This window comes from Mesorhizobium sp. B2-6-4 (assembly GCF_006441495.1).
Lineage (GTDB): Bacteria > Pseudomonadota > Alphaproteobacteria > Rhizobiales > Rhizobiaceae > Mesorhizobium.
In genome coordinates, this window is record NZ_VFUE01000002.1 from 358,794 (window position 1) to 382,763 (window position 23,970).

Below are 23,970 nucleotides of genomic sequence, written 5' to 3' on the forward strand. Positions count from 1 at the left end.
ATCACGTGTCAGATGCCGGAGCGGTGCAGCGTTTGAAACAATCGCCACCCCTCTCTAAACCTTTGTTCTTGCGCAATTCCCCAGGGAAAAGCGCTACGCGCTTTTCCTGACGAGCGGGATGCAGTTGAAAGTCGCCGATGGCCTATCCGGACACCTACTACGCCCGCACCATGATCGACCGGAAGATCAGGCCCCCGCTCCGCGGCGAGGCGCACTGTGACGTGGCCGTCGTCGGCGGAGGACTGGCCGGCCTGACCACGGCGTTGCAGCTGTCGCGCTCCGGGCTGCGCGTCGCTGTGCTGGAGGCCCACGTCGTCGGTTTCGGCGCCTCCGGCCGCAATGGCGGCTTCGTGACGCCTGGCTTCGCCACCGGCGGCGACACCATTGCCGCGCGTGTCGGCAAGGAGGCCGCCCGGCAACTGCACCGGCTGTCGATCGAGGGCGTCGAATTCGTGCGTCACACCATCGAGGCGCTCGACATATCGGCCGCCATGCCGCGCGACGGGCTGGTCAGCGTCCTGCGCTACGACGATGGCGACGCGCTCAAGGCCTATGCCGACCAGACGGCGCGCGACCACGGATACCAGCTTCAATATCTGCGCAGAGAAGACGTCCGTTCGGTGCTGAAATCGGCTCGCTATTACCAGGGCCTGCGCGACCCGAAAGCCTTTCACATCCATCCGCTTAATTATCTGCGTTCCGTGGCCGATGAGATCGAGCGGCTTGGCGGCAGCATCCATGAGAGCTCCGAAGTCGTGCAATGCGATCTGTCGGGGCCGCAAAAGATGCTGCGCACGCGAGAGGGCACGCTTCGGGCACCGCGCGTCGTGCTGGCTACCGGCGGCTACACCGGCCCGGTATTCAGTCAGCTCCACCGCGCCTTCCTGCCCATCGCGACCTATGTGATGGTTTCCGAGCCGGCGCCGCGCCTGATCGCGCAAGCCGTTGCGACCACGGACGCGGTCGGCGACAACCGACGGGCCGGCGACTATTATCGGCTGGTCGATGGCGGCAATCGCCTTTTGTGGGGCGGGCGCATCACCACGCGCGCCGCTTCTGCCTACGCGCTGGCGCGCGAATTGCGCCGCGAGATGATCGGTACCTATCCGCAGCTTGCGGACCTCAAGACCGAACTGGCCTGGTCCGGATTGATGTCCTATGCCCGTCACCTGATGCCCCAGATCGGCGAATTGCAGCCGGGCGTCTGGTATTGCACGGCTTTCGGCGGCCATGGTCTCAACACCACGGCCATCGCCGGAAAAATCGTTGCGGAAGGCATTCTGGGCGTTTCGGACCGGTACCGGCAGTTCGCGCCATTCGGATTGAGCTGGGCCGGCGGCGCCGCCGGCCTGGCGGCCGCGCAGCTCACCTACTGGAAATTGCAGGCGCAGGACTGGTGGCGAGAACGTCATGCCGCCACGAAAGACAAGGTGACGGCATGATCGGCAGGCTGATGCTCTTCTATCCGGGGATCACCCGCCGCGCAGTGGGGGCGCTCGTGCTGGCGCTGTTGGCCGCCGGCCTTTACGCGATGGGCATCAAGTCAAGCTGGATCGGCTCGGTGATTCCAGTTGCATCCGGCTGGCTGCAGGCCAACCCTGCCCTGTCGCGCGCGCTTTCCGCAGTGCTGATCGCGCTCATTGTGCTGGTGAATTGCAAGCTGCTGCTGCTTTTGCCCCGGCGGCAGCAGATCGTCGGCGTCTGGATCGAACTGTTCGTGCTCCTGATGCTGTTCTTCTATTCCTTCGACCTGTCGCTTGCCTTCATCGCCAGGAAGATCGGCTTCCTGATCACCCAGGGCGTCACCACCACGCTCTACATTTCGGCGATCTCGATCCTGATCGCGACAGCCATCGCACTTGTCGGCGCCATCGCCAAACTGACCGGAAACGGCATTGTGTACGGGCTGGCCACTTTCTACACCTCGTTGTTCCGCGGCCTTCCTTTGCTGATGCAGATCTACATCATCTATCTCGGCCTGCCGCAGGTCGGTTACGTGATCGGCGCGGTGCCGGCCGGCATTCTGGCGTTGTCGCTGTGTTATGGCGCCTACATGACCGAGATCTTCCGCGCCGGCATCGAAAGCATTCCGCGCGGACAGAGCGAAGGCGCCACTGCGCTTGGACTGAGCCCCGGCCAGACCATGGCGCTGGTCATCCTGCCGCAGGCCATGCGCGTCATCATCCCGCCGACCGGCAACCAGTTCATCGCCATGCTGAAGGACTCGTCCCTGGTGTCGGTCGTCGGCGTCTGGGAGATCATGTATCTCGCCCGCACCATGGGCCAGACGGAGTTCCGCCATATCGAGATGCTGATCACCGCCTCGATGATCTACTGGATCCTGTCGATCACGCTGGAGTTCGGCCAGGCCTATCTCGAACGGCGTTTTGGCCGGTCGGAGCGGCGGGCGTAGGACAATTCCAGGAAAGCTGCGTCGCCGCCGTGCCGGTGCGCATCTCCACGGCTTTTAAGCCGCTCCGGCGGCCGCGCCATTATGTGACGCGGCTTTGTCGGGATGAGATGATTTAGTGGGGACTGCGGAACCCTCAGGCGGCTACCACCTTGCCGAGATGCTCGCCGAGCCGGCAGGCCAACGCCGTGATCGTCGTCGTCGGGTTGCATTGGCCCGCGGTGCAGAACACCGAGGAGCCGCCGACATAGAGATTGTCCATGCCGTGCACCTTGCAGTTGGCATCCACGACGCTTGTGGCGACATCGGTGCCCATGCGCGTGCCTCCCATGTGGTGGTGGCCGGCCGTCTCCTCGTCCGTCGGGTAGTCGCCGCCATTCGAAATCCAGTCGGCTATACGCACCCGGCCCAGGTTCTTCTGGGCTAGCGTCGTCCCGAAAAGCCTCAGCCCTTCGAGCAGCGTGCGGCGTTCCAGGTCCGATTTCTTCCAGTGCAGCTCGATGCGCGGCACGCCGGCGTGGTCGACCACGGTCTTCGACAGCTCGACCTGGTTCGAGGCCAGCGGCGCCTGCTCCCAGGCGACATAGAGCTGGGCCGCGCAGCGCAGGTTCTGGTTGAGTTTGCCCGATAGCCACTCCGCCATGTTGGGCGCCGTACAGGCGAGATTCGCGATCAGGTCCTTGACGCCGGGATAGGGCGTCTCGATCAGCCTGATGCCGAAATTCATGATCCGCAGCCGCTCCATCGCGGCCGGCATCGGCGAGAAGAAGGCCTCGTTCATCGCATCGACCTCGAATGCGCCATAGTCGGACAGGATGGCGTTGCCGCCCTGGAAGGTCGGGTGTTCCATCCAGTAGCGGCCAAGTGCCGTCGCGTTCGGCACGACGCCGCCATTGGAGCGCTGGTTCGACCATAAAAGCAGCCGCGAATTCTCCAGCCCCCCGGTACTGACGATAAAATAATCGGCGCTAAAGAAGCCGGCATCCTGCCCCTGCGACCACAGCCTGGCGCCGGTCACGCGTCTGCCGTCGCCGGCAAGCTCGGCGGCGCAGGTGTTGAGCACGACAGCGATGTTCCTGCTCTTGTCGAGCTCGTCGGCGTATTTTTCAGCGAAGCGCACCGCACCGCTCTTGATCAGCTGCACCCAGCGGATGTCGTCCGAGATCGGCGCGTCCGGCCGGAAATCCGGCAGTTCCAGGATTTCGCGCACTTCGCGCAGATAGGGTTCGATGTCGCTGCGCCGGATCGGCCAGCCCGTGTCCGGCACCCACGCCTTCGGCTCGAAATCCTGTTTGTCGAGCACGCGGCACCAGCCGGCCCAGTGGTTCGAGCTGCCGCCCATGAACCGCAGCCGGGTGATATCGAGATCGAAATAGAGATCGCCGACCGTGGTGCCGCGGTAGAAATCCTGCGAGGTGTCGCTGAACTCCCTGCCGCCGGCCTCCAGCACCACGACCGGTATGCCGGCGGCGCCGAGCTTTCTGGCGATCGTGGTGCCGGCCGGGCCGGAGCCGAGAACGCAGACCCTGGGCGTGAAATTCGCGGCGCGAAACGCCTCATAACTGTCGAAGATCATGCCAGGTCGCTCCGCTTCAGGATCCAGCCATTGACCTCGACGATCTCATCGGGGGCGGCTTCGGAAGAACCCGCATCGGGCAATTTGCGGAACAGCGACAGGGCAGGCACCGCGATCAGCGTCTGCATGATCATTCGGCGGGATATCTTCTTGATAAGGAAACTCATGACAGGTCTCTCGACGGGGTCTCTATCCAGGCATGTTCCCTGAACATCCAGGCATGTTCCCTGAACGGCACATGCTTCATCATCGAAGCCAGAAGCGTGCCAAAACTGGTTGCAAGCCGGAACAATGCGCAGCCGAGTGCAAACAGGGTTAGAGACTTCTTAACAAGCCGATATGCTGGATCAGCCCGTTCAGGCCGCCTCGGAGATGTCGGTGTCGAGGATCACCAGGTTGCGTCCCCGATGTTTGGCCTGGTAGAGGCGCCGGTCGGCGGCCCGCATCAGCTCCGACACGCTGGCGCTTTCGTCGCAGAGGGTTCCGCCGATGCTGACGGTCAGCGGAATGGTCCGCTCGTCCACGGGCCGGAAGCGGATCAGCTCGACCTCGCGGCGGATGTGCTCGGCGACGCGCTTGGCTTCCCGTTCCGTGGCTCCGACCAGCAATGCGCCGAACTCCTCGCCGCCGATGCGGCCGAGGACGTCGCCGTCCCGCACCCCGCGCTTGATCGCGCTGGCGATCAGGAGCAGCGCGTCGTCGCCGGTCAGATGGCCGAAGCTGTCATTGATCATCTTGAAATGGTCGGCATCGATGATCAGCAAGGCGCCGCGATCGGGCTTGTGCCGGGATCCGTTGAGCACGGCAAAGAAGCTTTCCCGGTTGAGCATGCCCGTCATGTCGTCGCGGCTGGCCTTTTCCGCCAGCCGGCGATGTGCTGCGGCAAGCTGGGCATGGGTGCGGGCAAGGTCGCGATGCGCCGACTTCAGCCTGTCGCTGTGCCAGAACGTGCTTGCGCAGGCCGCCCATGCAAGAACCAGCGGACACAATGTCGAGGTCAGCCAGATCATGCGGTTGACCGGGAATCCCATGGCGGGGACGATGATCAGGGTCAGAAGGAGCGAAACCGCGACGGAGACGAAAGCAATGGTGGCGGACTTCAGAATTATACTGCTCATCGCTGGCTCCCACTGGACCGCCTCTGTGCCAGCAAGCCCTGAAGGCCACCTTTCCAGGATGCCTAAAATTTGAACGGTGAGACTGTTCTGCCACTTTCGGCGCGTAGAAGTTGTGGATAAAGCCCCTTCAAGATCGTCCGTTTCGTGCCATAAGGGGCGCATGGCTACACACCCCGACCCCGCTCGCTTCGCCCATGTCACCGACTGGGTGTTCGACCTGGACAACACGCTCTATCCGCATCATTCGAATCTGTTCTCGCAGATCGACGTCAAGATGACCGCCTATGTCGGGGAACTGCTGTCGCTGCCGCGCGAGGACGCGCGCAAGCTGCAGAAAGAACTTTATCGGGAATATGGCACGACGCTGAACGGGTTGATGACGCGCCATGGCATAGACCCCGACGATTTCCTCGAGAAGGTCCACGACATCGACTATTCCTGGCTGGTGCCGGATCCCGTCCTCGGCACCGCCATTCGCCAGCTTCCCGGCCGCAAGTTCATCTTCACCAACGGCGACCGCAGGCATGCCGAGCGCACTGCGCGCCAGCTTGGCATCCTTGATCATTTCGACGACATCTTCGATATCGTCGCTGCCGGGCTCAACCCCAAGCCTGCGCGCCAGACCTACGAGAAATTCGCCGAACTTCACGCCGTCACCGGCCACAATGCGGTGATGTTCGAGGATCTCGCGCGCAACCTGTCCGTGCCGAAGTCACTGGGCATGACGACGGTCCTGGTGGTGCCGCGCAATTTCGAGCCGACATTCTCCGAAATCTGGGAGCGCGATCCGGCGCAGGAAGATGATGTCGACTTCGTCACCGACGATTTGGCCGGGTTTCTGACGGAGATAGTTGTGGGGATAAGACAGTAGTGAGTAGTGAGTAGTGAGTAATGGAAATTGATCGGCGAGTAGAGGCTGCAAGCGGCTTATTCTCTCACTCACTACTCACTACTCACTACTCACTACTCACTACTCACTACTCATTATTCCCCTAACTTATAGAACCGGCTGACGATGCCCCAGGCCTCGTCGGCGGTGTCGACGAAATCGATGATGTCCTGGTCGCCGGGACTGATCGTGCCTTGCTCGGCGAGGAAGTCGAGATCGATCGCCCGTTTCCAGAAGGATTTGCCGAACAGGATCACCGGCACGCGCTCCATGCGCCCGGTCTGGATCAGCGTCAGCGTCTCGAAGAATTCGTCCATCGTGCCGAAGCCGCCGGGAAACACCGCGACGGCCTTCGCGCGCATGACGAAATGCATCTTGCGGATGGCGAAATAGTGGAAGTTGAAACAGAGTTCCGGCGTCACATAGGCATTGGGCGCCTGCTCGTGCGGCAGAACGATGTTAAGGCCGATAGAGGGCGCGCCGACATCGTCGGCGCCGCGATTGCCCGCTTCCATCACGCCGGGCCCGCCGCCGGTCACCACGACATATTCGCGGTAGTATGAACTGGCCGATTGCTGCGAGCAGAGGCGGGCGAATTTGCGCGCTTCCTCGTAATATTTGCTGTTTTCCTCAAGGTTCTTCTTCTGCGTCTCGTTTTTGGCCGCCCAGGCCTCGCCGCCGGGTTCCGGCAGCCGCGCGCCCCCGAACAGGACCACGGTCGAGCGGATACCGCGCTCGGCCAGGATCATCTCCGGCTTCAGGAGTTCGAGCTGCAGCCTGACCGCGCGCAATTCGCGCCGCGTCATGAAGTCGGGATCGTTCCACGCCAGGCGGTAGGTCTCGGCGCGCGTCTGCGGCGTGTCCGGCACGCTCCTGGCCCGCTCCAGATCCTCGTCCGAATGCGGCAGCGGCGTCCAGCCCGCCTTTTCCATGGGTGTCATGATGTCAGGTCCGTCCATTTCATTCACTTGCGCCGTCCCATGGCGCAGTCGCGATTGACCCCTACTCTGCCTTCACATAGGGTCCGCGCGATTTTCAAAACAGGTTAAGGCTCAGCCCCTTAACAGCCTGGTAATGGAGCGAATTCATGTCGAAGCCGGATCTGGCGAGCCTCGAAAAGACCATCGACAAGGCCTTCGAGGAACGTGACGCGATTTCGACGGCGACCAGAGGCGAGACACGCGACGCCATCCAGTCGGCGCTCGATCTGCTCGACCGCGGCACCGCCCGCGTTGCCGAGCGCCAGGCCGATGGCCAGTGGCATGTCAACCAATGGCTGAAGAAAGCCGTCCTTTTGTCCTTCCGGCTGAACCCGATGGAGATCATCAAGGGCGGTCCCGGCCAGGCCGTGTGGTGGGACAAGGTGCCGTCGAAGTTCGACGGCTGGAGCGCCGTCGATTTCGAGAAGGCCGGTTTCCGCGCCGTGCCATCGTCGATCGTGCGCCGCTCGGCCTATGTCGCGCCGGGCGCCGTGCTGATGCCGTCCTTCGTCAATGTCGGCGCCTATGTCGATTCGGGCACCATGGTCGATACCTGGGCTTCGGTGGGCTCCTGCGCCCAGATCGGCAAGAATGTGCACCTGTCGGGCGGCGTCGGCATCGGCGGCGTGCTGGAGCCGATGCAGGCCGGTCCCACCATCATCGAGGACAATTGCTTCATCGGCGCGCGCTCGGAAGTGGTCGAAGGCTGCATCGTGCGCGAGGGCTCTGTGCTCGGCATGGGCGTCTTCATTGGCCAGTCGACCAAGATCGTCGACCGCGCCACCGGCGAGATCTTCTACGGCGAAGTGCCGCCGAATTCCGTCGTCGTAGCCGGTTCGCTGCCGGGCAAGCCGTTTCCGAACAATGAGCCGGGCCCAAGCCTCTATTGCGCGGTCATCGTCAAGCGGGTCGATGCCAGGACCCGGTCCAAGACCTCGATCAACGAATTGCTGCGCGATTGATCTTTTTGGAAAGCGGGCGCACCTTCCGCCGGCGCGACGATCGGTCGCGCCGGTTCAACATGGAGGGTGGCATGGACTGGAGATGTCTGCTGACGAGCTTCGACGGCCGCATCGATCACGCCAAGTTCTGGGCCGGCATCGATATATTCATCGTCATCGGTATTGTTGCCTTCATTCTCGATGCGATTCTCGGCACGCGCTTCACGACCGCAGGCGGCGGCAGGATCGGCATCATCGGCATGCTCGTCGCGCTGGCGTCGATCTATTTCGCGATTGCTCTCTATGGAAAACGCTGGCACGACCGCGACAAGTCGGGCTGGTGGACGCTGATCGGTCTCAGCGTTCTCGAAGGCGCCCAGGGTGTCAATCAATATGGACGGGACCCGCTTGCCTGACAGATCCAACCTTACTTGGCTTTTCTTCAAGACATCGGGCCGCGTCAGCCGCGCGGCCTATTTTCTTGGTGGGCTGCTCGTGGCCATCATCCAGGCCTTCCCGCTCTATCGTTTCACGCTGGTGCCGGAAGGCTCGCCCGAGAGCAACATGTGGTCGTTCGTCTTCTTCATCGCCTTCGTCGCCTCGCTGTGGTCGAACATCGCACTGGCGGTGAAGCGGCTGCACGACCTCGACAAGCCCGGCATCGCGGCGTTGATCCTGTTCGTGCCGGTCGTCTCGATCGTCGCCTTCGTCGTGCTTTGCCTGTTTCCGGGCAAGCCCGGACCCAACCGCTATGGCAAGCGCACCAATGCACCGGCCGAACCCTGAGCGCCCATCATCGCGATGCGCTACTGACGGTATGCATGAAAATGAAGGCCTGATCCGCGTCGCCTGAATTCATTCAGACGCGACGCGCTTCAGGCGCGGCGACCTGATCCGCGCCGAAACCGGGCGATCCGCGGCCGGCCGCTTCCGCTTCACGCACCAGGGCGATGATTCGTCGGACCGTCGGCGCCGGCGTGCCCGCTTCTTGCGCCAGGCGAAGAACGGCGCCTTGCAAATCGCCGATCTCCGTCGGCCGGCCGCGCTGCAGATCGTCCCACATGGAGGAACGCGCCTCCGGGTCGATGGCCAGCATCCGCCGCGCCAGCAGCCTGAATAGCCAATCGGGGAGGCGGAGCACTATCGGCAACAGCGCCGGCCGCAAGCCGGCGATCCGCGCCGGCTCGATGCCCGACGCCTTCATGGCCTGGAGCGCCTCGTCGATCTGTCTTGCCAGGATCAGCCGCCAGCGCCGGTCGGCAAGCTCGCTCGCCAGCGGCAGGCCCGAAAGCGCCACCAGCGCATTGTTCAAATTCATCAAAAGCTTGCCCCACAGCACGGCTTTCATGTCGGCATGGACTTCAACCCGGAACCCTTCGACGCCGAGAAGGCTGATCAGACCGGCATCGCGGTCCTCGATCATGACCTTGCCGTCGCTGGCGCGGTGGACACGAAGCGGCAATTCGCCGTCGGCCGATTGCACGACATTGAACGGCACCATGCCCGCCAGCACTGTTCGCCCGTCGACACCGGCGCGCAGCCTGTCGGCATTGTCGATGCCGTTCTGCAGGCTCACCACCACGGCGTCCGGCGGGGCATGTGCGGCGATGAGCGCAGCCATCTCCCGCGTCGCGCCGCTCTTGACGGTGACCAGGATCACGTCCGCCTGCGGCAAGGCGGCGGCTGGATCTGTGGTGACGGCAAGCGCTTGCCGCTCGAGGCCCCGGTCGCGGCCCTCAAGGTCGCTGACCCGCAATCCGCCTTGCCGCAGAGCCGCCTCGATGCGCGGCCGGGCAAGCAGAATCACCTGGCGCCCGGCGAGCGCCAGGCAGCCGCCGGCATAGCAGCCGATGCTGCCGGCGCCGGCAATGACGATTCTCTTGTCCCCGTTTGCCATCCAGTCGCTCCGCACCGGGCCCACGACTATACGACATGAAAACCATAATGTCGGCGGTATCGCCGGTCATAGGACTGGCCCCTACGTCTGGCCGTGACAGGCCTTCAGCTTTCGACTATCGCTTTTGCCATGACGCTGCCGACCGATCCCGCCGCAAACCTCGCCGCCCTCATCCGTTGCGCCTCCGTGACGCCGGCCGAAGGCGGTGCGCTGACCGCGTTGCAGACGATGTTGGAACCGCTCGGCTTCCTCGTCGATCGCCCGATTTTTTCGGAAGACGGCACGCCCGATATCGAAAACCTTTATGCCAGGCGCTCAGGCAATGGCCCGCATCTGATGTTCGCCGGACACACCGACGTGGTGCCGGTCGGCGACGAAGCCGCCTGGACGCATCCGCCCTTCGGCGCCGAGATCGCCAATGGCGAGATGTATGGCCGGGGTGCGGTCGACATGAAGGGCGGCATCGCCTGTTTCATCGCCGCGATAGCGCGCCATGTCGAGACGAATGGCGGCCCGAAGGGCTCGGTCTCGCTGCTGATCACCGGCGACGAGGAAGGCCCGGCCATCAACGGTACCACGAAGCTGCTCGAATGGGCGGCTTCCAGGGGCGAGAAATGGGATGCATCGATCGTCGGCGAGCCGACCAACCCGGCTGCGCTCGGCGACATGATAAAAATCGGCCGGCGCGGCTCGCTGTCGGGCGACGTCATCGTCAATGGCCGCCAGGGCCATGTCGCTTATCCCTTGCTTGCCGACAATCCGGTACGCGGGCTGATGAGCCTGGTCGATGCTTTGCTGCATCCCGTCTTCGATGAGGGCACGAAGGATTTCCAGCCGACCAATCTGGAGGTGACATCCATCGACGTAGGCAACCCGGCCACCAACGTCATTCCAGCCAAGGCAACCGCCACCTTCAACATCCGCTTCAATGACAGCTGGACCGCCGAGACCATACAGGCCGAAATCCACAACCGTCTCGACCAGGCGGCGGGCCGCAGGAAATATCGGCCCGGCAAGGAGATGCCGGTCGACTACGAACTCGTCTGGCGCGACCGGCCGAGCCATGTCTTCCTGACCCGCGACGACAGGCTGATCGAGACGTTGAGCGGCTCGGTCAAGGCGGTGGTAGGCAGAGAACCGGCGCTATCCACCTCCGGCGGCACCTCGGATGCGCGCTTCATCAAGGACTATTGCCCGGTGGTCGAATTCGGCCTGGTCGGCAAGACCATGCACATGGTCGACGAGCGCGTTGCCCTTGCCGATCTCGAGACGCTGACGCAAATCTATCAGCGCTTCATCGAAGACTGGTTCGGACAGGACTGAGCAGCATGCTTTCGGCGGACGAGACCCAAGTTTCGCTGACCGGCGCCTGGCGACTGATGCTCGGCAGGGCCGATGGCCTGCGTCTGCTCGACCTGTCTGCCGATGGTTTCTGGAATTCCTTTTTCGCCATCGTCGTCGCGGCGCCGGCATTGATCGTCGGCTGGGTCGGCATCGCCAACGAGATCGGCGATCCCGATGCCTTCGCGGGCCGCTTCAGCATGCTGTTGCGGCTGGCGACAGTCGATATCGGTTCCTGGGTGCTGCCTCTGGTCGCACTCGCTCTGGTCGCGCCGCGCGCCGGCATCGGCGGCCGCTTCGTCCACTATGTCGTGGCCTCGAACTGGGCTTCGGCCATCACCGCCTGGCTGATGCTGCCGTCCGCGCTGATCAGGCTTTTCCTGACCTCGGCAAGCCAGATCTCCAGCCTTGTGTCGCTGCTGTTGTTCGCGCTGTCGATGGTGCTGACCTGGCGCATGACCAACGCGACCATCGGCAGGGGGGCCGCAATCGGGACCGCTGTCTTCGTTGGCATGTTCATCGCTTCGCTGATCGTGCTGTTCGGGCTGCAGGCGCTGCTTGGCATCACGGTTCCGGACACCGGAGCTCAGAGCCTTTCGAGACTCTATCCGGGATAATCGACGCCGACCAGAAAAAGCCCGTCGGGCGGCGCCACCTGGCCGCAGGCGGCGCGGTCGTGCGCCTCGAGCGCCGCCTTGAGATCGCCGGCCGTCCATGCGCCTTCGCCGACGCGCTTGAGCGAGCCGACCATCGAGCGCACCTGGTTGTGCAGGAAGGAACGCGCCGAGGCTCTGACTTCGATCATGTCGCCCGAACGGCTGACGTCAAGACGGTCGAGCGTGCGCACCGGGCTCTCGGCCTGGCATTGCGTGGAACGGAAGGTGGTGAAATCGTGCCGTCCAAGCAGCACTTTGGCGGCTTCGTGCATGGCAGTGGCGTCGAGCTGCTTCGGCACCCACCATACCTTGCCCTTTTCCAGCGCCGAGGGCGCGCGCCGGTTGAGGATGCGGTAGAGGTAGTGACGGCCGATGGCCGAGAAGCGGGCATCGAAGCCGTCGACGACGGTCGTTGCTTTCAAGATCGCGATGCGGTTGCCGGCGGCCTGCAGATGCGCGTTGACGGCGTCGCGCACCTTGTCGTCCGGCCAGGCCTTGGCCAGGTCGACATGCGCCACCTGGGCCGTCGCATGCACGCCCGCATCGGTACGGCCGGCAGCGCGCAAGCGGACCTGTTGGCCGCAGAATTTTTCGATCGCCTGCTCGATCGCCTGCTGCACCGAAGGCTGGTCCGCCTGGTGCTGCCAGCCGGCAAACAGGCTGCCGTCATATTCGATGTCGAGGCGAAAACGCGGCATGCCGGGCGGCTATACGCCTAGGCGGCGAGTGCGGTGAAGGCTGAGGCGTAGACCAGCCGGCCGGTTTCGGGAGCGTCGCCCCAGGCCAGCGCCTGCAGCGCCTCGCCCTGGTATTCGCTCTCGAATCCTTCGGCGCGCGCGTGGCTGTAGCCGAAACGGCCGTAGTAGGTGGGGTCGCCCAGCACCACGGCCAGCATCTCGCCGGCGTCGCGCAGGCGAATGTGAGCCTCGCGGATCAGCGCGCCGCCAATGCCGGTGCCGTGAAAGGAGGGCTCCACCGCCAGCGGCGCCAGTGCCACCGCCGGGAAATCCTTGCCGCCGGTGCGGGCGAAAAGCCGCGAAAACAGGATGTGGCCAACCACTTGCCCGTCTTCTTCCGCCACCAGTTCGACAACGGCGTCGCCGCCGGAAACCAGCGCGTCAACCAGCCCGGCCTCCGCCTGCTGGCCGAAAGCGTGTTCCTCGACGAGGCGGATGGCCTCGCGATCCCGCGGCGTCGCCGCGCGTATCGACATCATGCTCATGACAATTTCATTCCTTTTTCGATCTTGGTCCCGCGCAGGAATTCTTGCGCGGCGGCGGGCCTTCCGCCCGCCCGTTGAACTTCGACCAGCCGGATCGCGCCCGCTCCGCAGGCGATCGTCAGGCGGTCGTCGAGAATTCCTCCCGGTTCGCCCACACCTTGCGCAAGCGTCGAGCGAAGCAGTTTCAGCCGTTCCACCCGGCCACCAATTTCAACCTCGCACCAGGCGCCGGGGAAGGGCGACAGGCCGCGAATGTTATTGTGGACTTCGGCCGCGGGTCGCGTCCAATCCACGTGCGTCTCGGATTTACCGATCTTTTTGGCATAGGTCACCCCCTCAATCGCTTGGGCGGTGAAGGCCAGGCCATTCCTTTCCAGCCGCGCCAGCGCTTCCACGATCAGTGCGGCGCTGACGCTCATTAATCGATCATGCAGATCGCCGGCGGTCATATCGGGTTCGATGACGCATTTTTCAACCAGCCCCACCGGGCCGGTGTCGAGGCCTTCTTCCATGCGCATGACCATCATGCCGGTTTCGCTGTCTCCCGCCATGATCGCCCGCTGGATGGGCGCCGCACCGCGCCACCGCGGCAACAGCGAGGCATGGCCGTTGATGCAGCCCAGTTGCGGCGCCTCAAGAACCGCCCTGGGCAAAAGCAGGCCATAAGCCACGACCACGCCGATATCGGCTTGCAGCGCGCGAAAAGCTGCCTGTTCGGCCCCGCCCTTGAGCGACGTCGGCGTGCGCGTCTCGATGCCCAGCCGTTCCGCCTCGCGCTGTACCGGCGACAGTGTCAGCTCAAGGCCGCGCCGGCCGGCGGCTCGCGGCGGCTGGGTGTAGACGGCCGCGACCTCATGTCCGGCATCGGCAATCGCGCGCAATGTCGGCACCGAAAACTCCGGCGTCCCCATGAAAATGACGCGAAGGGGCATTGTCCCCTATCCCACCAGCTTGCCCGGAGCCTTGTCCTTGGCCAGCTTCTTGAACTTCTTCACCACCATGTCGCGCTTCAGCTTCGAAATGTGGTCGATGAACAGCACGCCGTTGAGATGGTCGATCTCATGCTGCAGGCAGGTTGCCATCAGCCCCTCGGCCTCCATCTCCTGCAGCTTGCCGTCGCGGTCGAGATACTTGACCCGCACGGAAGCCGGGCGTTCGACCTCGGCATAATAGTCGGGAATCGACAGGCAACCTTCCTCGTAGACGGAGCGCTGGTCGGCGCTTTCCAGGATTTCGGGATTGATGAAGACATGCGGCGCCGGCGTCTCGTCCTCCTTGGCGAGGTCGATCACCAGCATGCGCAGCGGCTCGCCGATCTGGATCGCGGCCAGCCCGATGCCGGGCGCGTCATACATGGTCGCCAGCATGTCGTCGGCCAGTTTGCGCAAGGGCGCGTCGACGCGCTCCACCGGCTTGGAAACCTGGCGCAGGATGGGGTCGGGAAGGATGATGAGCGGCTTGATCGGCATGGCGTCTCACCTAAGACCTTGAATAAAGGGCGTCAACCGGTACGCCGGGGGATCGTTCACGTTTTGATCTGTGCTGGCCGGCCGAATCGTCTATGCTGTGTGCATGAACGACCTGACATCCATCCTTTCGGAACCTGTCGCCCGGCTTGGCGCGACCACGATCACGCTCGGCCATGCGCTGGCGTTCGGGGCCTTTGTGTTTCTTGGCCTGTTCGTGGCGCTTGTCGTCGCGCTGTGGCGCTCGGCCAAGGCGCGCGCCGTGGCCGCTGCCGAAGCCGCCGACCATGCCCGCGACGCCGAGGCGCGGATGGCCGGCATATTGCAAAGCCAAGCCGAGATGCAGGGCCGCATGGGCGCCATCGCGGAAGTCTTCGGCGCGCGGCAGGCGGAACTGACGCAATCGATCGGCCAGCGCCTCGATGCCATGACCGGCCGCCTCGGCCAGACCATGACCGAGCAAACCAAATCCACTCATGAGAGCCTGGCCAAATTGCAGGAGCGGCTGGCCGTCATCGACACCGCGCAAGGCAACATCCAGTCGCTCGCCGGCCAGGTCGTGCAATTGCAGGCGATCCTCTCCAACAAGCAGACGCGCGGCGCCTTCGGCCAGTCGCGCATGGAAGCGATCGTCGCCGACGGTCTGCCGCACGGCGCCTACGAGTTCCAGGCGACCTTGTCCAACGGCAGCCGTCCCGATTGCCTGGTGAAGATGCCCAACGGCGCGCCGGCGCTTGCCGTCGACGCCAAGTTTCCGCTGGAAGCCTGGAACGCCATCCGCGCCGCCGAAGGCGCCGAACAGCAGAAGGTCGCGTCGCAGGCCTTCCGCCGCGACATCGAGGTGCATGTCCGCGATATCGCGGATAAATATCTGATCCAGGGCGAGACGCAGGATACCGCCTTCATGTTCGTGCCGTCGGAATCGGTGTTTGCCGAGATCCACGAAAATTTCGAGGCGGTGGTGCAGAAGGCGCACCGCGCCCGCGTCGTCATCGTCTCGCCGTCGCTCCTGATGCTGTCGATCCAGGTCATCCAGGCGATCCTGAAGGATGCCCGTATGCGCGAGCAGGCACACCTGATCCAGGGCGAGGTGATCCGGCTGATGGAGGATGTTTCGCGCGTCGACGAGCGGGTGCGCAAATTGCAGGGCCATTTTGCCCAGTCGGCCAAGGATATAGACGACATCCTCGTCTCGACGTCGAAGGTGACCAAACGCGGCCAGAAGATCGAAGCTCTGGAGTTTGGGGCGCAGCCCGGAGGCGATGCCGACCCTGACATGGCGTCACCAGCCCCTGCGAAGCCGGAACCCGGCCCGCGCGTTGTCGATTCCCCACGCGTTGCCGATTCAAAGACCGGCCAGCTCAGGCTGAGGGTCGTCGAAGGCGACGAATGAGGCGCCGCACCGGACGGCGCTACTGCTCCTCCACTGTGGTCATGCCGTGAAATTCAGGTAGCCAGTGAAGCGCCGAGCGGTGCCATTTTTGCAGTGTCGGAATCAAATCCTGGCGTTGCCGCGCGGTTCCCACTCGAATGCCGTAGACCTTTGGGCCATCTCCGACCGACGTGGCGTAAAGGTGCGAACCGCAGTCGGCGCAAAAGGCCTGGACGCGCTTGGCGCCGCTTGCCACGGTCTTGATGTAGACCTTCGGTGTACCCTTTGTGATCCGGTAGTGATCTTCAGGCGCCGGAGCGGTGACGCGAAAGGCCGTACCGGTCAAATGTTGGCAATCGGTACAATGGCAGATCGAGGTCTTTTCCGGTTCGACCTCCGCCTCATAGGTGATGGCACCACAATGACAGCCGCCGTCGATCTTCATAATCAGTCCTCCAAAACTCGATCGGCTGATTTTAGCGGCGCAGCGTCGCAAGGCAACGACGCGACGCTGGTCCAAGACATAATCCCGAGGAGTGGAATGTGGTTTCGAGACCTGCTCAAAACTCTACTCGGATGCCGATTCGATCAGCTTGCGCCGCTGTTCCCAGGTGCCTGTCGTCTGCGGCTTGACGAACAGCCGGGTGATCTCGGGCATTTCCTTCCTTAGCCGCGCTTCGAGGCGCTCGACGCAGGCTTCGATTTCCGGCGCGGACAGATGGTCCTCGAATTCGATGCTCAGGCCGGCAACGATTTCTTCCGGCCCCAGGTGGACCGTCAGGACGCCGTTCGCCCGCTGCACCGCCGGATCCTGCTGCGCGATCGCCAGCACTTCTTTCTGCACCGCAGGCGAAGCAGGCTCGCCGATGAGCAGCCCCTTGCTCTCGCGCGCCAGGAAGGCCGCGGTCGCACCCAGGATCAGCGCAATGCCGATCGAGGCGGCGCCGTCCAGTTCCGGCATCTCGAAAATCTCCGCCGCCAAATATGCCGGCAAAGGCGACGATCAGGCCGAGAAGCGCGGCACTGTCCTCGAACAGCACTGTGTAGACGCTTGGATCCTTGCTCGATTGCACGGCCTGCAGCCAGCCCTGCTGGCCCTTCTGCCGGCGGAATTCCCTCAGCGCCACCAGCCATGAGCTGCCCTCGAACAGAAACGACAGGCCGAGCACGATGTAATTGACCCTGACATTGGCGGCCGGTTCGGGCGCAATGATGTGCGTCACGCCTTCGTAGAACGATACGCCGGCGCCGAGCGCGAAGACGAGAAGCGCCACGATGAAGCTCCAGAAGTAGAGCTCGCGGCCATGGCCGAGCGGATGCGCGCGGGTGGCCGGGCGTGCGGCGCGATGCATGCCATAAAGCAGCAGGCTGCCATTGCCGGTATCGACCAGCGAATGCACGCCTTCCGAAAACATCGCCGAACTGCCGGTGAAGAAGGCTGCGACGAATTTGGTCAGCGCGATCGCGAGATTGCCGGCGAGCGCCGCGTAGATGACCGTTCGAGAGCCGCCATGCCCCGCCATTGCTTCCCTGTCGTCCTGTCCGACACGCGAAGTCTAGAGCAATTGCAGGAAAAGTGGGAGCCGATTTCCTTGAGATCATGCTGCGGGCCCGCCGAAATTCCGCGGCCATCGCGACGCACCAACACCCCGTCCGTTCAAGTCGCTGCGCGCCGGTTCGGATTCATAAGGCCGCCGAAACAGGTTGCCGGTTTTCGCGGCCGTGACCGCGAACGGCCCTTGCCTAGAGGCATTTCTCTTGTTTCACTTCACTTCCCGCAACTGGAGGAACGAATCATGGCAAAAGGTGCGATGAAGGCAGGCAAGGAGGCCCGCAAGCCAAAGAAGGACGCCAAGAAGCCGGCCGCTGCTCCCACGCTCAAGGCGCCGCCGGTCAAGGCAACGAGGCTCAAGGAAAAATAGTCGCGTGCCTCGGATGGAGTTCGCCGGCGGCGTTCGGACACCGCCGGCAGTTTGTTGATCGGGCGTTAAGACACCCTATATCTGGTGCGGGGACGACCCCACATCTCCTGAAATCCGGTCGGGACGACCCGCCCACTGTCTGATAGGGCATCGGCTGCCGCGATGCTCGGTCGATCGCGCATTGCATCGTCTTGAAACGGACATTGGTGCGATGCTTGGATGGAGCGTTCCCCATGTCATGGATTTTTCTGTTTTTCGCCGGCCTGTTCGAGATCGGCTGGGCAATCGGCCTCAAATACACCGACGGATTCACCCGGCTCGTCCCGACCGTGCTCACGGTCGCCTCGATGATCGTCAGTCTCTCGCTGCTTGGACTGGCGCTGAAAGCGCTGCCCGTCGGCACCGCCTATGCGGTGTGGACCGGCATCGGCACGGTCGGCACGGCGCTACTCGGTATCTGGCTGCTCGGCGAGCCGGCGACCGTGATCAGGCTCGCCTGCATCGCACTCATCGTCTGTGGCATTATGGGGCTGAAATTCGCGGCGTAAAGCAATCCAGGAAAGGTGCGAAGCGGTTTTCCGTCCGGAATTGCGTCGAAGCAAACAGAGCAATTCCGCGAAAGTCGTATCACGAACGGCGTCGGCAATCGCATGAATTGGCGCGCGGACAAACGCATGCAGGGCCGCTTCGCAGCGACCCTGATCCTCGAAGCAGATTGCTCCGGCGGTCTGAGGCTAGCGGCCGGTAAAGCCTGGCGGTGTCCTGCCGGTGCGCGCCTTGCGCGCCGCATAGCGCGCGTCGCGCTTCGCCTTGCGCTCGGCCTCGTCGGCCAGCAGACGCGCGATGCGCTCGGCCTCTTCGGCTTCCCGAATCCTGGCTTCCGCCTGCGCCGCCTCTTCGGCCGCGACCCGTGCGGCTTCGGCTGCGGCCTCGCGCTCGGCCTTCTCGATTGCCTCGCGTGCCAGCCTTTCCTGCTTCAGCCTCGCCTTCTCGGCCTCGCGTATCTCACGCGCCGCAAGGATAGCCTTGCGTTCGGCCTGTCGCGCCAGCACCGCGGGATCGTCCGCCGCCGGCTTCGACTTGAAGCGCTCCAGAAGCGCCTTCTTTGCCTCGTTCGCGGCGTTGCGCCGCTCGAAAATGTCTTTTTCCCTGTAGATAGCCAAGTCCACTTCCCTGAAGTCAATTCGCGACGCTTACATACGCGCGAAAACCGGGAGTTCAAGCGCCAAAACGGTATGCCAGCCATGAAATTCCGTGCTGTTGCAGCCGGGAGACGCCTTCGCGGCCGAAACGGACACGCACTGTTCGCAGTCAGACCCTCTGGTGGTGATACGGGCTGATCGCTACCTCTAGCGCGAAAATCAAACGCCAGGATGACACCAGATGGAACTCGGTCTCTACACTTTCGCCGACGTCAGCCCGCAGCCGGGCCCCGGCGCAATCGGCCCGCACGAGCGGCTGCGCAACCTGATCGAGGAGATCGAACTGGCCGATCAGGTCGGCCTTGACGTTTTCGGCCTTGGCGAGCATCACCGGCCGGACTATGCCGCGTCCGCGCCTGTCGTGGCTCTGGCCGCGGCGGCCGAGCAAACCAAACGCATAAAACTGACCAGCGCCGTCACTGTCCTGTCTTCGGACGATCCGGTCCGCGTCTTCCAGCAATTCGCCACGCTCGACCTTCTTTCCGGCGGCCGGGCCGAGATCATGGCCGGGCGCGGCTCGTTCATCGAATCCTTTCCGCTGTTCGGCTACAATCTTGAGGATTATGACGAGCTGTTCGCCGAAAAGCTCGACCTGCTGCTCGCCATCCGCGATCAGGTGAAGATCACCTGGTCCGGCAATCTGCGCGCGCCGATCAACGATCGCGGCGTCTACCCACGCCCCTTGCAGGAAAAACTGCCGATCTGGATCGCCATCGGCGGCACGCCGCAGTCCGCCGCCCGCGCGGGCGCGCTCGGCCTGCCGCTGGCGCTCGCCATCATCGGCGGCGAGCCGGCGCGGTTCGCGCCGCTGTTTGACCTCTATCGCGAGGCCGCCAGGCGCGCGGGCGCCGATCCGAAGGGTCTTGCCACCAGCATCAACGTCCACGGCTTCATCGCCGACACGACCGAGAAGGCGGCCGACGATTTCTATGGCCCACAGGCCGAGGTGATGAACCGCATCGGCCGCGAGCGCGGCTGGGGTCCGACCTCGCGGGCGCATTTCGACCAGTCACGCGGCCCGGGCGGCGCCTTGTTCGTCGGCAATCCCGAGCAGGTGGCCGAGAAGATCGTCGCCCAGCACAAGATCTTCGGCAATGACCGCTTTTTGCTGCAGATGGCGATCGGCATCATGCCGCATGCCAAGGTCATGAAGGCGATTGAACTCTACGGCACCAGGGTGGCGCCGATCGTGCGCAAGGAAACGGCTGACGCCGTCCCGGCCCCGGCGCCTGCCGCGTAGTATTGCACTTCCGCGAAAAATTGCGCGGGAACAGTAACCGCGACGGCGGGCCTCGTGGGCTCGCCGTCAACGCCGGCTAACGGAACTTTGGACCGGCAGGGGCGTTTTCTCAGCGGTTGCGCCAATTGCGGTGCGCCGCCGAGGGACCGTGATGAAAGCTGACCCCACCGCTTCGGTCGCGGGCGTTTCCGAAGCAGAAGAGGCGCGCATCGCCGCCCGCGCCGACACCCATATGATACGCTCGCTGCTCGTCGGCATCTTCATTTTCATGGCCATCTATGCGCTCTATTTCGCCCGTGCCTTCTTCATGCCGGTCATACTGGCTTTTCTGCTGGCATTGACGCTGACGCCGATCGTCAGGCTTCTGCGCAAGCGCGGCATCCCCGAGGTGATTTCGGCGACGCTTCTGGTGCTTCTGTCCCTCTGCCTCTTCGCCAGTGCCGGCTACCTGCTGAGCGGCCCGGTGATCGATCTCATCAACAACACCTCGTCGATCGGCCAGCGGCTGACCGAGCGGCTGGCGCATTTGCGGCCTCCGCTCGAGAGGATCATGGAGGTTACACATCAGATCGAAGGCCTCACCGAGACGTCGCAGGAGCCGGGCATACAGAAAGTCGCGGTAGCCCAGTCTGGCTTCCTGTCGTCGGCGGCCTCGAACATTCTTTCGGCGGGAACAAGCCTGACCATCATCTTCGTGCTGTCGCTGTTCCTGCTCGCTTCAGGCACGATGTTCTATGAAAAGATCATCCAGTCCTTCGCCAGCCTTACCGAGAAGAAGCGGGCGCTGCGGGTCGTTTACGACGTGGAACGGGAAATCTCGCACTATCTGCTCACCGTCACCATCATCAATATCGGCCTCGGCACGATCATTGGCCTTGGTCTGTGGGCACTCGGCATGCCCAACCCGCTCGTCTGGGGCGCCACGGCCGCTCTGCTTAATTTCCTGCCCTATGTCGGCGCCATGATCACGCTCATCGTGGTCACGATCATCGCGCTGATCAGCTTCGACACGATCTCCTATGCGTTGTTGGCGCCTGCCTTCCTGCTTTTGTGCGACATCGTCGAAGGCCAATTCGTAACGCCGATGGTTGTCGGCCGGCGGCTCGAGATCAACGCCGTGGCGATCTTCATCGCCATTGCCTTCTGGTCATGGCTATGGGGCTTTGTCGGCGCGCTGATGGCGGTGCCGCTGCTGGTCCTCATCAAGGTGTTCTGCGATCACTTCGACGGTCTGAGCCATGTCGGCAACTTCCTGGCGGCACAACATCTCTCGGCGGTGGAAGATGAGGCCACCGAGGAAGGTAAGGCTCCGGCATAAAGCCGCGCGTCTGGTTTGCGGCGCCTGGCTCGAATGCCTATATCCGGCCGGTCCAATGGCCGGTGCCCTTCCCATGAGCGATGCTTCCTTCGACCTCGACGACTGTTTCGCTCGCATCGGCCATGCCGGCTTGCGCGATGCGCCGCTGGGCGCGTCGCCAACATTTGCTGTCGACAGATCCGGGCTTGCATTTCCTGTCCATCATCGCGGCAGCCCCGCCGAGCAGAAGCGCATGGCCGCGGCCAGCGGATTTGGCGATGCGCTCGGGGGCGGCTTGGCATCCTCATTCCCGACCGCACGGCCTTCGAGGCAGGGTGCTTGAGATAAACCTCGTGGAGACCTGACATGGCAGCCCTTTCCGTCCTCGACCTATCGCCGATCGTCGAAGGCAGCGATGCCTCGCAGTCGCTGGCCAATTCGCTCGATCTTGCCTGCCATGCCGAGCGGCTGGGCTACAAGCGCTATTGGCTGGCCGAGCATCATAACATGCCGGGCATCGCAAGTGCCGCCACCTCGGTCGTCATTGCCCATGTCGCGGGCGGCACCAAGACTATTCGCGTTGGCGCCGGCGGCATCATGCTGCCCAATCACTCGCCGCTGGTCATCGCCGAGCAGTTCGGCACGCTGGCCGCCTTGTTCCCCGGCCGCATCGATCTCGGCCTCGGCAGAGCGCCCGGCACGGACATGAACACGGCGCGCGCCTTGCGCCGCAATCTCGAGGCAGGTGCCGACAATTTCCCGCAGGACGTCGTCGAGCTGATGGGCTATTTCCTGCCGGCGGAAGAGGGCCAGCGGCTGCGCGCCGTGCCGGGCGAAGGCCAGACCGTGCCGGTCTGGATCCTCGGCTCCAGCCTGTATGGCGCCCAGCTTGCCGCCATGCTCGGCCTGCCCTACGCCTTCGCTTCGCATTTCGCGCCGGCCGAGCTAGACCATGCGCTGGACATCTACCGCTCGCGCTTCCAGCCGTCGGAACAGCTCGACAAACCCTATGTCATGCTCGGCCTCAACGTCTTTGCGGCGCCCACCGACACTGAGGCGCGGCTGCTGTTCACCTCGCTGCAGCAGGCTTTCGTCAATCTGCGCACCGGCCGCCCCGGAAAATTGCCGCCACCGGTCGAGAATTATGACCGCGACCTCGATCCGATGGCCAAGTCCATGCTCGGCCAGGCGCTGTCCTGCGCCGTCGTCGGCTCGCCGGAAACGGTGCGGCAAGGCATCGACGCCTTCGTTCGCCGCACCGGCGCCGACGAATTGATGGTCACCGCGCAGATATTCGATCATGCGGCTCGGGTGAGGTCCTTCGAAATCCTGGCCGACGCCCACAAATCGCTGTCGCAAGCGGCGTGAGATTTCCAGCTCGGCGCTTGCCGATAGCGATTCAACCACTGAACCGCTCTACGCACCCACGCTCTGCGCCACCGCTCCCAGCGGTCGGCATGAATTGCGGATCATCAGCCGGCCCTTGAGCACCAGCTTGCGCGGCGGCGCGTCGCGATTTCCGGCAAGGCGGTCGAGCAGCAAATTGGCCGCCTGTTCGCCGATCGCCTGCACCGGCTGTGCCACCGTGGTCAGTTGCGGGACAAACACGTCCGACCACGGAAAATCGTCGAAACAGGCGATCGAAACATCTTCCGGGCAGGACAGGCCGATATCGCGGATCGCCTTCATGGTGCCGATCACCATCGGATTGTTGGCGGAGAAGATCGCGCTCGGCCTGTCGTGCAGCGACAACAGCTGCATGGCCGCGTTATAGCCGTCGATCTCGTGAAAATTGCCGGAACGTACCAGCTCCTCGGCGACCGGCAGGCCGGCTGCCTGAAGCGCTTCGCGATATCCGGCCATGCGATCATGCATCGGTGAGATATCCGACGTTCCGGTGATGTAGCCGATGCGCCGGTGCCCGAGATGTATCAGGTAGGTGATGGCGTCGAACACGGCGCGCTGGTTGTCGAGCACCACGGCATCCGTGTCGACACCGTCGCAGATGCGGTCAAGCAGGACGACCGGCACGTTGGCGTCGTCGACGATGCGCTTGAGGATCGTCCCATCGCCGACGCGCGCCACGATCAACCCGTCGACCATACGGTCGAGCAGCAGCCTGATCTGGTCGTCCTGGGTGTTGAGGTCCTCGTCCGTGCAGCACAGCATGACCGCATAGCCGGCGCGGTCGAAGGCCTGCTGGATGACTGACACGACATCGGTGAAGAACGGATTGGTGATGTGCGGGACAGTCAATCCGATGGTGCGCGTGGTGCCCATTTTCAGGCTGCGGGCGATCGCATTGCGCTTGTAGCCGATATCGCGGATCGCCTGCTCGATGCGCTGGCTGAGCTCCGGGCTGACGGTCGCCGTGCCGTTGATCAGCGCCGAAACCGTGGCGACCGACACGCGCGCCGCTTCGGCCACGTGAAGCATGGTCG

General features: G+C 63.7%; 26 protein-coding genes and 1 pseudogene. 14 read left to right on the forward strand and 13 right to left on the reverse strand.

Features of this window, described 5'->3' with window-relative positions; all coding sequences use genetic code 11:
* The first annotated feature begins 137 nt into the window (after positions 1–137).
* Positions 138–1,442 (forward strand): FAD-binding oxidoreductase, encoded by a 1,305-nt coding sequence (locus FJ426_RS04175; protein WP_140559071.1) that lies wholly within the window; start codon positions 138–140, stop codon positions 1,440–1,442.
* Complete coding sequence (locus tag FJ426_RS04180) at positions 1,439–2,413, forward strand: amino acid ABC transporter permease (RefSeq protein ID WP_140559070.1); 975 nt, start codon at positions 1,439–1,441, stop codon at positions 2,411–2,413. The genes FJ426_RS04175 and FJ426_RS04180 overlap by 4 nt, the downstream gene beginning before the upstream one ends.
* Positions 2,414–2,546: 133 nt before the next feature.
* Here FJ426_RS04180 and FJ426_RS04185 read toward each other — a convergent pair whose 3' ends face one another.
* From FJ426_RS04185 to FJ426_RS04190, 3 genes are all read right to left on the reverse strand, one after another.
* Positions 2,547–3,986, reverse strand: coding sequence for a GMC family oxidoreductase (locus tag FJ426_RS04185; RefSeq protein WP_140559069.1), 1,440 nt, complete (start codon positions 3,984–3,986; stop codon positions 2,547–2,549).
* A complete protein-coding gene (locus FJ426_RS31235; RefSeq protein WP_181165184.1) occupies positions 3,983–4,153 on the reverse strand; it encodes a hypothetical protein in 171 nt (56 codons plus the stop codon). Before FJ426_RS31235 ends, FJ426_RS04185 begins: the two co-directional genes overlap by 4 nt.
* Before the next feature lie 189 nt (positions 4,154–4,342).
* Complete coding sequence (locus FJ426_RS04190) at positions 4,343–5,104, reverse strand: GGDEF domain-containing protein (RefSeq protein WP_140491457.1); 762 nt, start codon at positions 5,102–5,104, stop codon at positions 4,343–4,345.
* A gap of 160 nt (positions 5,105–5,264) precedes the next feature.
* On the opposite strand from FJ426_RS04190, the gene FJ426_RS04195 reads away from it, so the two are divergent.
* Complete coding sequence (locus tag FJ426_RS04195) at positions 5,265–5,975, forward strand: pyrimidine 5'-nucleotidase (RefSeq protein WP_140491455.1); 711 nt, start codon at positions 5,265–5,267, stop codon at positions 5,973–5,975.
* A 113-nt stretch (positions 5,976–6,088) separates the two neighbouring features.
* Here FJ426_RS04195 and FJ426_RS04200 read toward each other — a convergent pair whose 3' ends face one another.
* On the reverse strand, positions 6,089–6,934 hold the full coding sequence (locus tag FJ426_RS04200; protein WP_140491453.1) for an LOG family protein: 846 nt from the start codon (positions 6,932–6,934) through the stop codon (positions 6,089–6,091).
* A 146-nt stretch (positions 6,935–7,080) separates the two neighbouring features.
* Between FJ426_RS04200 and dapD the strand changes: the two genes are divergently transcribed.
* The 3 genes from dapD to FJ426_RS04215 all read left to right on the forward strand — a co-directional run bounded on the left by dapD (position 7,081) and on the right by FJ426_RS04215 (position 8,700).
* Positions 7,081–7,935 (forward strand): 2,3,4,5-tetrahydropyridine-2,6-dicarboxylate N-succinyltransferase, encoded by an 855-nt coding sequence (gene dapD / locus FJ426_RS04205; protein ID WP_140491451.1) that lies wholly within the window; start codon positions 7,081–7,083, stop codon positions 7,933–7,935.
* A gap of 71 nt (positions 7,936–8,006) precedes the next feature.
* Positions 8,007–8,330 carry a DUF805 domain-containing protein gene (locus FJ426_RS04210; RefSeq protein ID WP_140559068.1) on the forward strand — a complete coding sequence of 108 codons (324 nt, stop codon included), beginning with the start codon at positions 8,007–8,009 and terminating at the stop codon, positions 8,328–8,330.
* Positions 8,323–8,700 (forward strand): DUF805 domain-containing protein, encoded by a 378-nt coding sequence (locus FJ426_RS04215; protein WP_224519055.1) that lies wholly within the window; start codon positions 8,323–8,325, stop codon positions 8,698–8,700. The genes FJ426_RS04210 and FJ426_RS04215 overlap by 8 nt, the downstream gene beginning before the upstream one ends.
* Positions 8,701–8,773: 73 nt before the next feature.
* Here the strand turns inward: FJ426_RS04215 and FJ426_RS04220 are convergent, their stop codons facing one another.
* Positions 8,774–9,811 carry a 2-dehydropantoate 2-reductase gene (locus tag FJ426_RS04220; RefSeq protein ID WP_140559066.1) on the reverse strand — a complete coding sequence of 346 codons (1,038 nt, stop codon included), beginning with the start codon at positions 9,809–9,811 and terminating at the stop codon, positions 8,774–8,776.
* 129 nt (positions 9,812–9,940) lie between these two features.
* On the opposite strand from FJ426_RS04220, the gene dapE reads away from it, so the two are divergent.
* Complete coding sequence (gene dapE, locus FJ426_RS04225) at positions 9,941–11,134, forward strand: succinyl-diaminopimelate desuccinylase (protein WP_140559065.1); 1,194 nt, start codon at positions 9,941–9,943, stop codon at positions 11,132–11,134.
* Between the two features lie 5 nt (positions 11,135–11,139).
* The gene (locus tag FJ426_RS04230) at positions 11,140–11,769 is read left to right on the forward strand and encodes a transporter (protein ID WP_140559064.1); all 630 of its coding nucleotides are present in this window, start codon (positions 11,140–11,142) and stop codon (positions 11,767–11,769) included.
* On the opposite strand, the gene truA is transcribed toward FJ426_RS04230, so the two are convergent.
* From truA to def, 4 genes are read right to left on the reverse strand one after another with little or no spacing between them, the layout of a single operon-like run.
* Positions 11,757–12,506 carry a tRNA pseudouridine(38-40) synthase TruA gene (truA, locus tag FJ426_RS04235; protein ID WP_140559063.1) on the reverse strand — a complete coding sequence of 250 codons (750 nt, stop codon included), beginning with the start codon at positions 12,504–12,506 and terminating at the stop codon, positions 11,757–11,759. The two genes, FJ426_RS04230 and truA, sit on opposite strands and share 13 nt — an antisense overlap.
* 17 nt (positions 12,507–12,523) lie before the next feature.
* The gene (locus tag FJ426_RS04240) at positions 12,524–13,030 is read right to left on the reverse strand and encodes an N-acetyltransferase (protein WP_140514323.1); all 507 of its coding nucleotides are present in this window, start codon (positions 13,028–13,030) and stop codon (positions 12,524–12,526) included.
* A complete protein-coding gene (gene fmt / locus FJ426_RS04245) occupies positions 13,027–13,962 on the reverse strand; it encodes a methionyl-tRNA formyltransferase (protein ID WP_140559062.1) in 936 nt (311 codons plus the stop codon). Before fmt ends, FJ426_RS04240 begins: the two co-directional genes overlap by 4 nt.
* 6 nt (positions 13,963–13,968) lie before the next feature.
* Positions 13,969–14,499 carry a peptide deformylase gene (def, locus tag FJ426_RS04250; RefSeq protein ID WP_056573548.1) on the reverse strand — a complete coding sequence of 177 codons (531 nt, stop codon included), beginning with the start codon at positions 14,497–14,499 and terminating at the stop codon, positions 13,969–13,971.
* A gap of 103 nt (positions 14,500–14,602) precedes the next feature.
* Here def and FJ426_RS04255 point away from each other — a divergent pair, with 103 nt between their 5' ends.
* A complete protein-coding gene (locus tag FJ426_RS04255) occupies positions 14,603–15,889 on the forward strand; it encodes a DNA recombination protein RmuC (protein ID WP_140491433.1) in 1,287 nt (428 codons plus the stop codon).
* 19 nt (positions 15,890–15,908) lie between these two features.
* Here the strand turns inward: FJ426_RS04255 and FJ426_RS04260 are convergent, their stop codons facing one another.
* Together FJ426_RS04260 and FJ426_RS04265 are read right to left on the reverse strand one after the other, a co-directional pair.
* The gene (locus FJ426_RS04260; RefSeq protein WP_140559061.1) at positions 15,909–16,313 is read right to left on the reverse strand and encodes a GFA family protein; all 405 of its coding nucleotides are present in this window, start codon (positions 16,311–16,313) and stop codon (positions 15,909–15,911) included.
* A gap of 123 nt (positions 16,314–16,436) precedes the next feature.
* Positions 16,437–17,391, reverse strand: a pseudogene (locus tag FJ426_RS04265) (cation diffusion facilitator family transporter).
* A gap of 632 nt (positions 17,392–18,023) precedes the next feature.
* Here FJ426_RS04265 and sugE point away from each other — a divergent pair.
* Positions 18,024–18,338, forward strand: coding sequence for a quaternary ammonium compound efflux SMR transporter SugE (gene sugE, locus FJ426_RS04275; protein WP_140524218.1), 315 nt, complete (start codon positions 18,024–18,026; stop codon positions 18,336–18,338).
* A 186-nt stretch (positions 18,339–18,524) separates the two neighbouring features.
* Here the strand turns inward: sugE and FJ426_RS04280 are convergent, their stop codons facing one another.
* Positions 18,525–18,953 carry a DUF6481 family protein gene (locus tag FJ426_RS04280; protein WP_140491421.1) on the reverse strand — a complete coding sequence of 143 codons (429 nt, stop codon included), beginning with the start codon at positions 18,951–18,953 and terminating at the stop codon, positions 18,525–18,527.
* A gap of 220 nt (positions 18,954–19,173) precedes the next feature.
* Between FJ426_RS04280 and FJ426_RS04285 the strand changes: the two genes are divergently transcribed.
* The 4 genes from FJ426_RS04285 (at position 19,174) to FJ426_RS04300 (ending at position 22,897) form a co-directional block, all read left to right on the forward strand.
* The gene (locus FJ426_RS04285; RefSeq protein ID WP_140491419.1) at positions 19,174–20,232 is read left to right on the forward strand and encodes an LLM class flavin-dependent oxidoreductase; all 1,059 of its coding nucleotides are present in this window, start codon (positions 19,174–19,176) and stop codon (positions 20,230–20,232) included.
* Positions 20,233–20,383: 151 nt separating this feature from the next.
* Entirely contained in the window at positions 20,384–21,550 is a 1,167-nt protein-coding gene (locus tag FJ426_RS04290) for an AI-2E family transporter (RefSeq protein WP_140514329.1), read from the forward strand.
* Between the two features lie 73 nt (positions 21,551–21,623).
* Entirely contained in the window at positions 21,624–21,872 is a 249-nt protein-coding gene (locus tag FJ426_RS04295; protein ID WP_140514331.1) for a hypothetical protein, read from the forward strand.
* A gap of 23 nt (positions 21,873–21,895) precedes the next feature.
* Positions 21,896–22,897 (forward strand): LLM class flavin-dependent oxidoreductase, encoded by a 1,002-nt coding sequence (locus tag FJ426_RS04300; RefSeq protein WP_140559060.1) that lies wholly within the window; start codon positions 21,896–21,898, stop codon positions 22,895–22,897.
* A 48-nt stretch (positions 22,898–22,945) separates the two neighbouring features.
* Here FJ426_RS04300 and FJ426_RS04305 read toward each other — a convergent pair whose 3' ends face one another.
* A complete protein-coding gene (locus tag FJ426_RS04305) occupies positions 22,946–23,965 on the reverse strand; it encodes a LacI family DNA-binding transcriptional regulator (protein WP_140559059.1) in 1,020 nt (339 codons plus the stop codon).
* Positions 23,966–23,970 lie beyond the last annotated feature (5 nt).

What these genes read in the sequence shown, in the direction of transcription:
- FJ426_RS04190 (WP_140491457.1), bottom strand. Translation starts at nt 5,104, where the DNA reads ATGAGCAGTATAATTCTGAAGTCCGCCACCATTGCTTTCGTCTCCGTC.
- FJ426_RS04295 (WP_140514331.1), top strand. Translation starts at nt 21,624, where the DNA reads ATGAGCGATGCTTCCTTCGACCTCGACGACTGTTTCGCTCGCATCGGC.
- FJ426_RS04175 (WP_140559071.1), top strand. Translation starts at nt 138, where the DNA reads ATGGCCTATCCGGACACCTACTACGCCCGCACCATGATCGACCGGAAG.
- FJ426_RS04220 (WP_140559066.1), bottom strand. Translation starts at nt 9,811, where the DNA reads ATGGCAAACGGGGACAAGAGAATCGTCATTGCCGGCGCCGGCAGCATC.
- dapE (WP_140559065.1), top strand. Translation starts at nt 9,941, where the DNA reads ATGACGCTGCCGACCGATCCCGCCGCAAACCTCGCCGCCCTCATCCGT.
- FJ426_RS04255 (WP_140491433.1), top strand. Translation starts at nt 14,603, where the DNA reads ATGAACGACCTGACATCCATCCTTTCGGAACCTGTCGCCCGGCTTGGC.
- dapD (WP_140491451.1), top strand. Translation starts at nt 7,081, where the DNA reads ATGTCGAAGCCGGATCTGGCGAGCCTCGAAAAGACCATCGACAAGGCC.
- def (WP_056573548.1), bottom strand. Translation starts at nt 14,499, where the DNA reads ATGCCGATCAAGCCGCTCATCATCCTTCCCGACCCCATCCTGCGCCAG.
- truA (WP_140559063.1), bottom strand. Translation starts at nt 12,506, where the DNA reads ATGCCGCGTTTTCGCCTCGACATCGAATATGACGGCAGCCTGTTTGCC.
- FJ426_RS04290 (WP_140514329.1), top strand. Translation starts at nt 20,384, where the DNA reads ATGAAAGCTGACCCCACCGCTTCGGTCGCGGGCGTTTCCGAAGCAGAA.
- FJ426_RS04180 (WP_140559070.1), top strand. Translation starts at nt 1,439, where the DNA reads ATGATCGGCAGGCTGATGCTCTTCTATCCGGGGATCACCCGCCGCGCA.
- FJ426_RS04185 (WP_140559069.1), bottom strand. Translation starts at nt 3,986, where the DNA reads ATGATCTTCGACAGTTATGAGGCGTTTCGCGCCGCGAATTTCACGCCC.
- FJ426_RS04240 (WP_140514323.1), bottom strand. Translation starts at nt 13,030, where the DNA reads ATGAGCATGATGTCGATACGCGCGGCGACGCCGCGGGATCGCGAGGCC.
- FJ426_RS31235 (WP_181165184.1), bottom strand. Translation starts at nt 4,153, where the DNA reads ATGAGTTTCCTTATCAAGAAGATATCCCGCCGAATGATCATGCAGACG.
- sugE (WP_140524218.1), top strand. Translation starts at nt 18,024, where the DNA reads ATGTCATGGATTTTTCTGTTTTTCGCCGGCCTGTTCGAGATCGGCTGG.
- FJ426_RS04285 (WP_140491419.1), top strand. Translation starts at nt 19,174, where the DNA reads ATGGAACTCGGTCTCTACACTTTCGCCGACGTCAGCCCGCAGCCGGGC.
- FJ426_RS04260 (WP_140559061.1), bottom strand. Translation starts at nt 16,313, where the DNA reads ATGAAGATCGACGGCGGCTGTCATTGTGGTGCCATCACCTATGAGGCG.
- FJ426_RS04195 (WP_140491455.1), top strand. Translation starts at nt 5,265, where the DNA reads ATGGCTACACACCCCGACCCCGCTCGCTTCGCCCATGTCACCGACTGG.
- FJ426_RS04300 (WP_140559060.1), top strand. Translation starts at nt 21,896, where the DNA reads ATGGCAGCCCTTTCCGTCCTCGACCTATCGCCGATCGTCGAAGGCAGC.
- FJ426_RS04200 (WP_140491453.1), bottom strand. Translation starts at nt 6,934, where the DNA reads ATGACACCCATGGAAAAGGCGGGCTGGACGCCGCTGCCGCATTCGGAC.
- FJ426_RS04230 (WP_140559064.1), top strand. Translation starts at nt 11,140, where the DNA reads ATGCTTTCGGCGGACGAGACCCAAGTTTCGCTGACCGGCGCCTGGCGA.
- fmt (WP_140559062.1), bottom strand. Translation starts at nt 13,962, where the DNA reads ATGCCCCTTCGCGTCATTTTCATGGGGACGCCGGAGTTTTCGGTGCCG.
- FJ426_RS04210 (WP_140559068.1), top strand. Translation starts at nt 8,007, where the DNA reads ATGGACTGGAGATGTCTGCTGACGAGCTTCGACGGCCGCATCGATCAC.
- FJ426_RS04305 (WP_140559059.1), bottom strand. Translation starts at nt 23,965, where the DNA reads ATGCTTCACGTGGCCGAAGCGGCGCGCGTGTCGGTCGCCACGGTTTCG.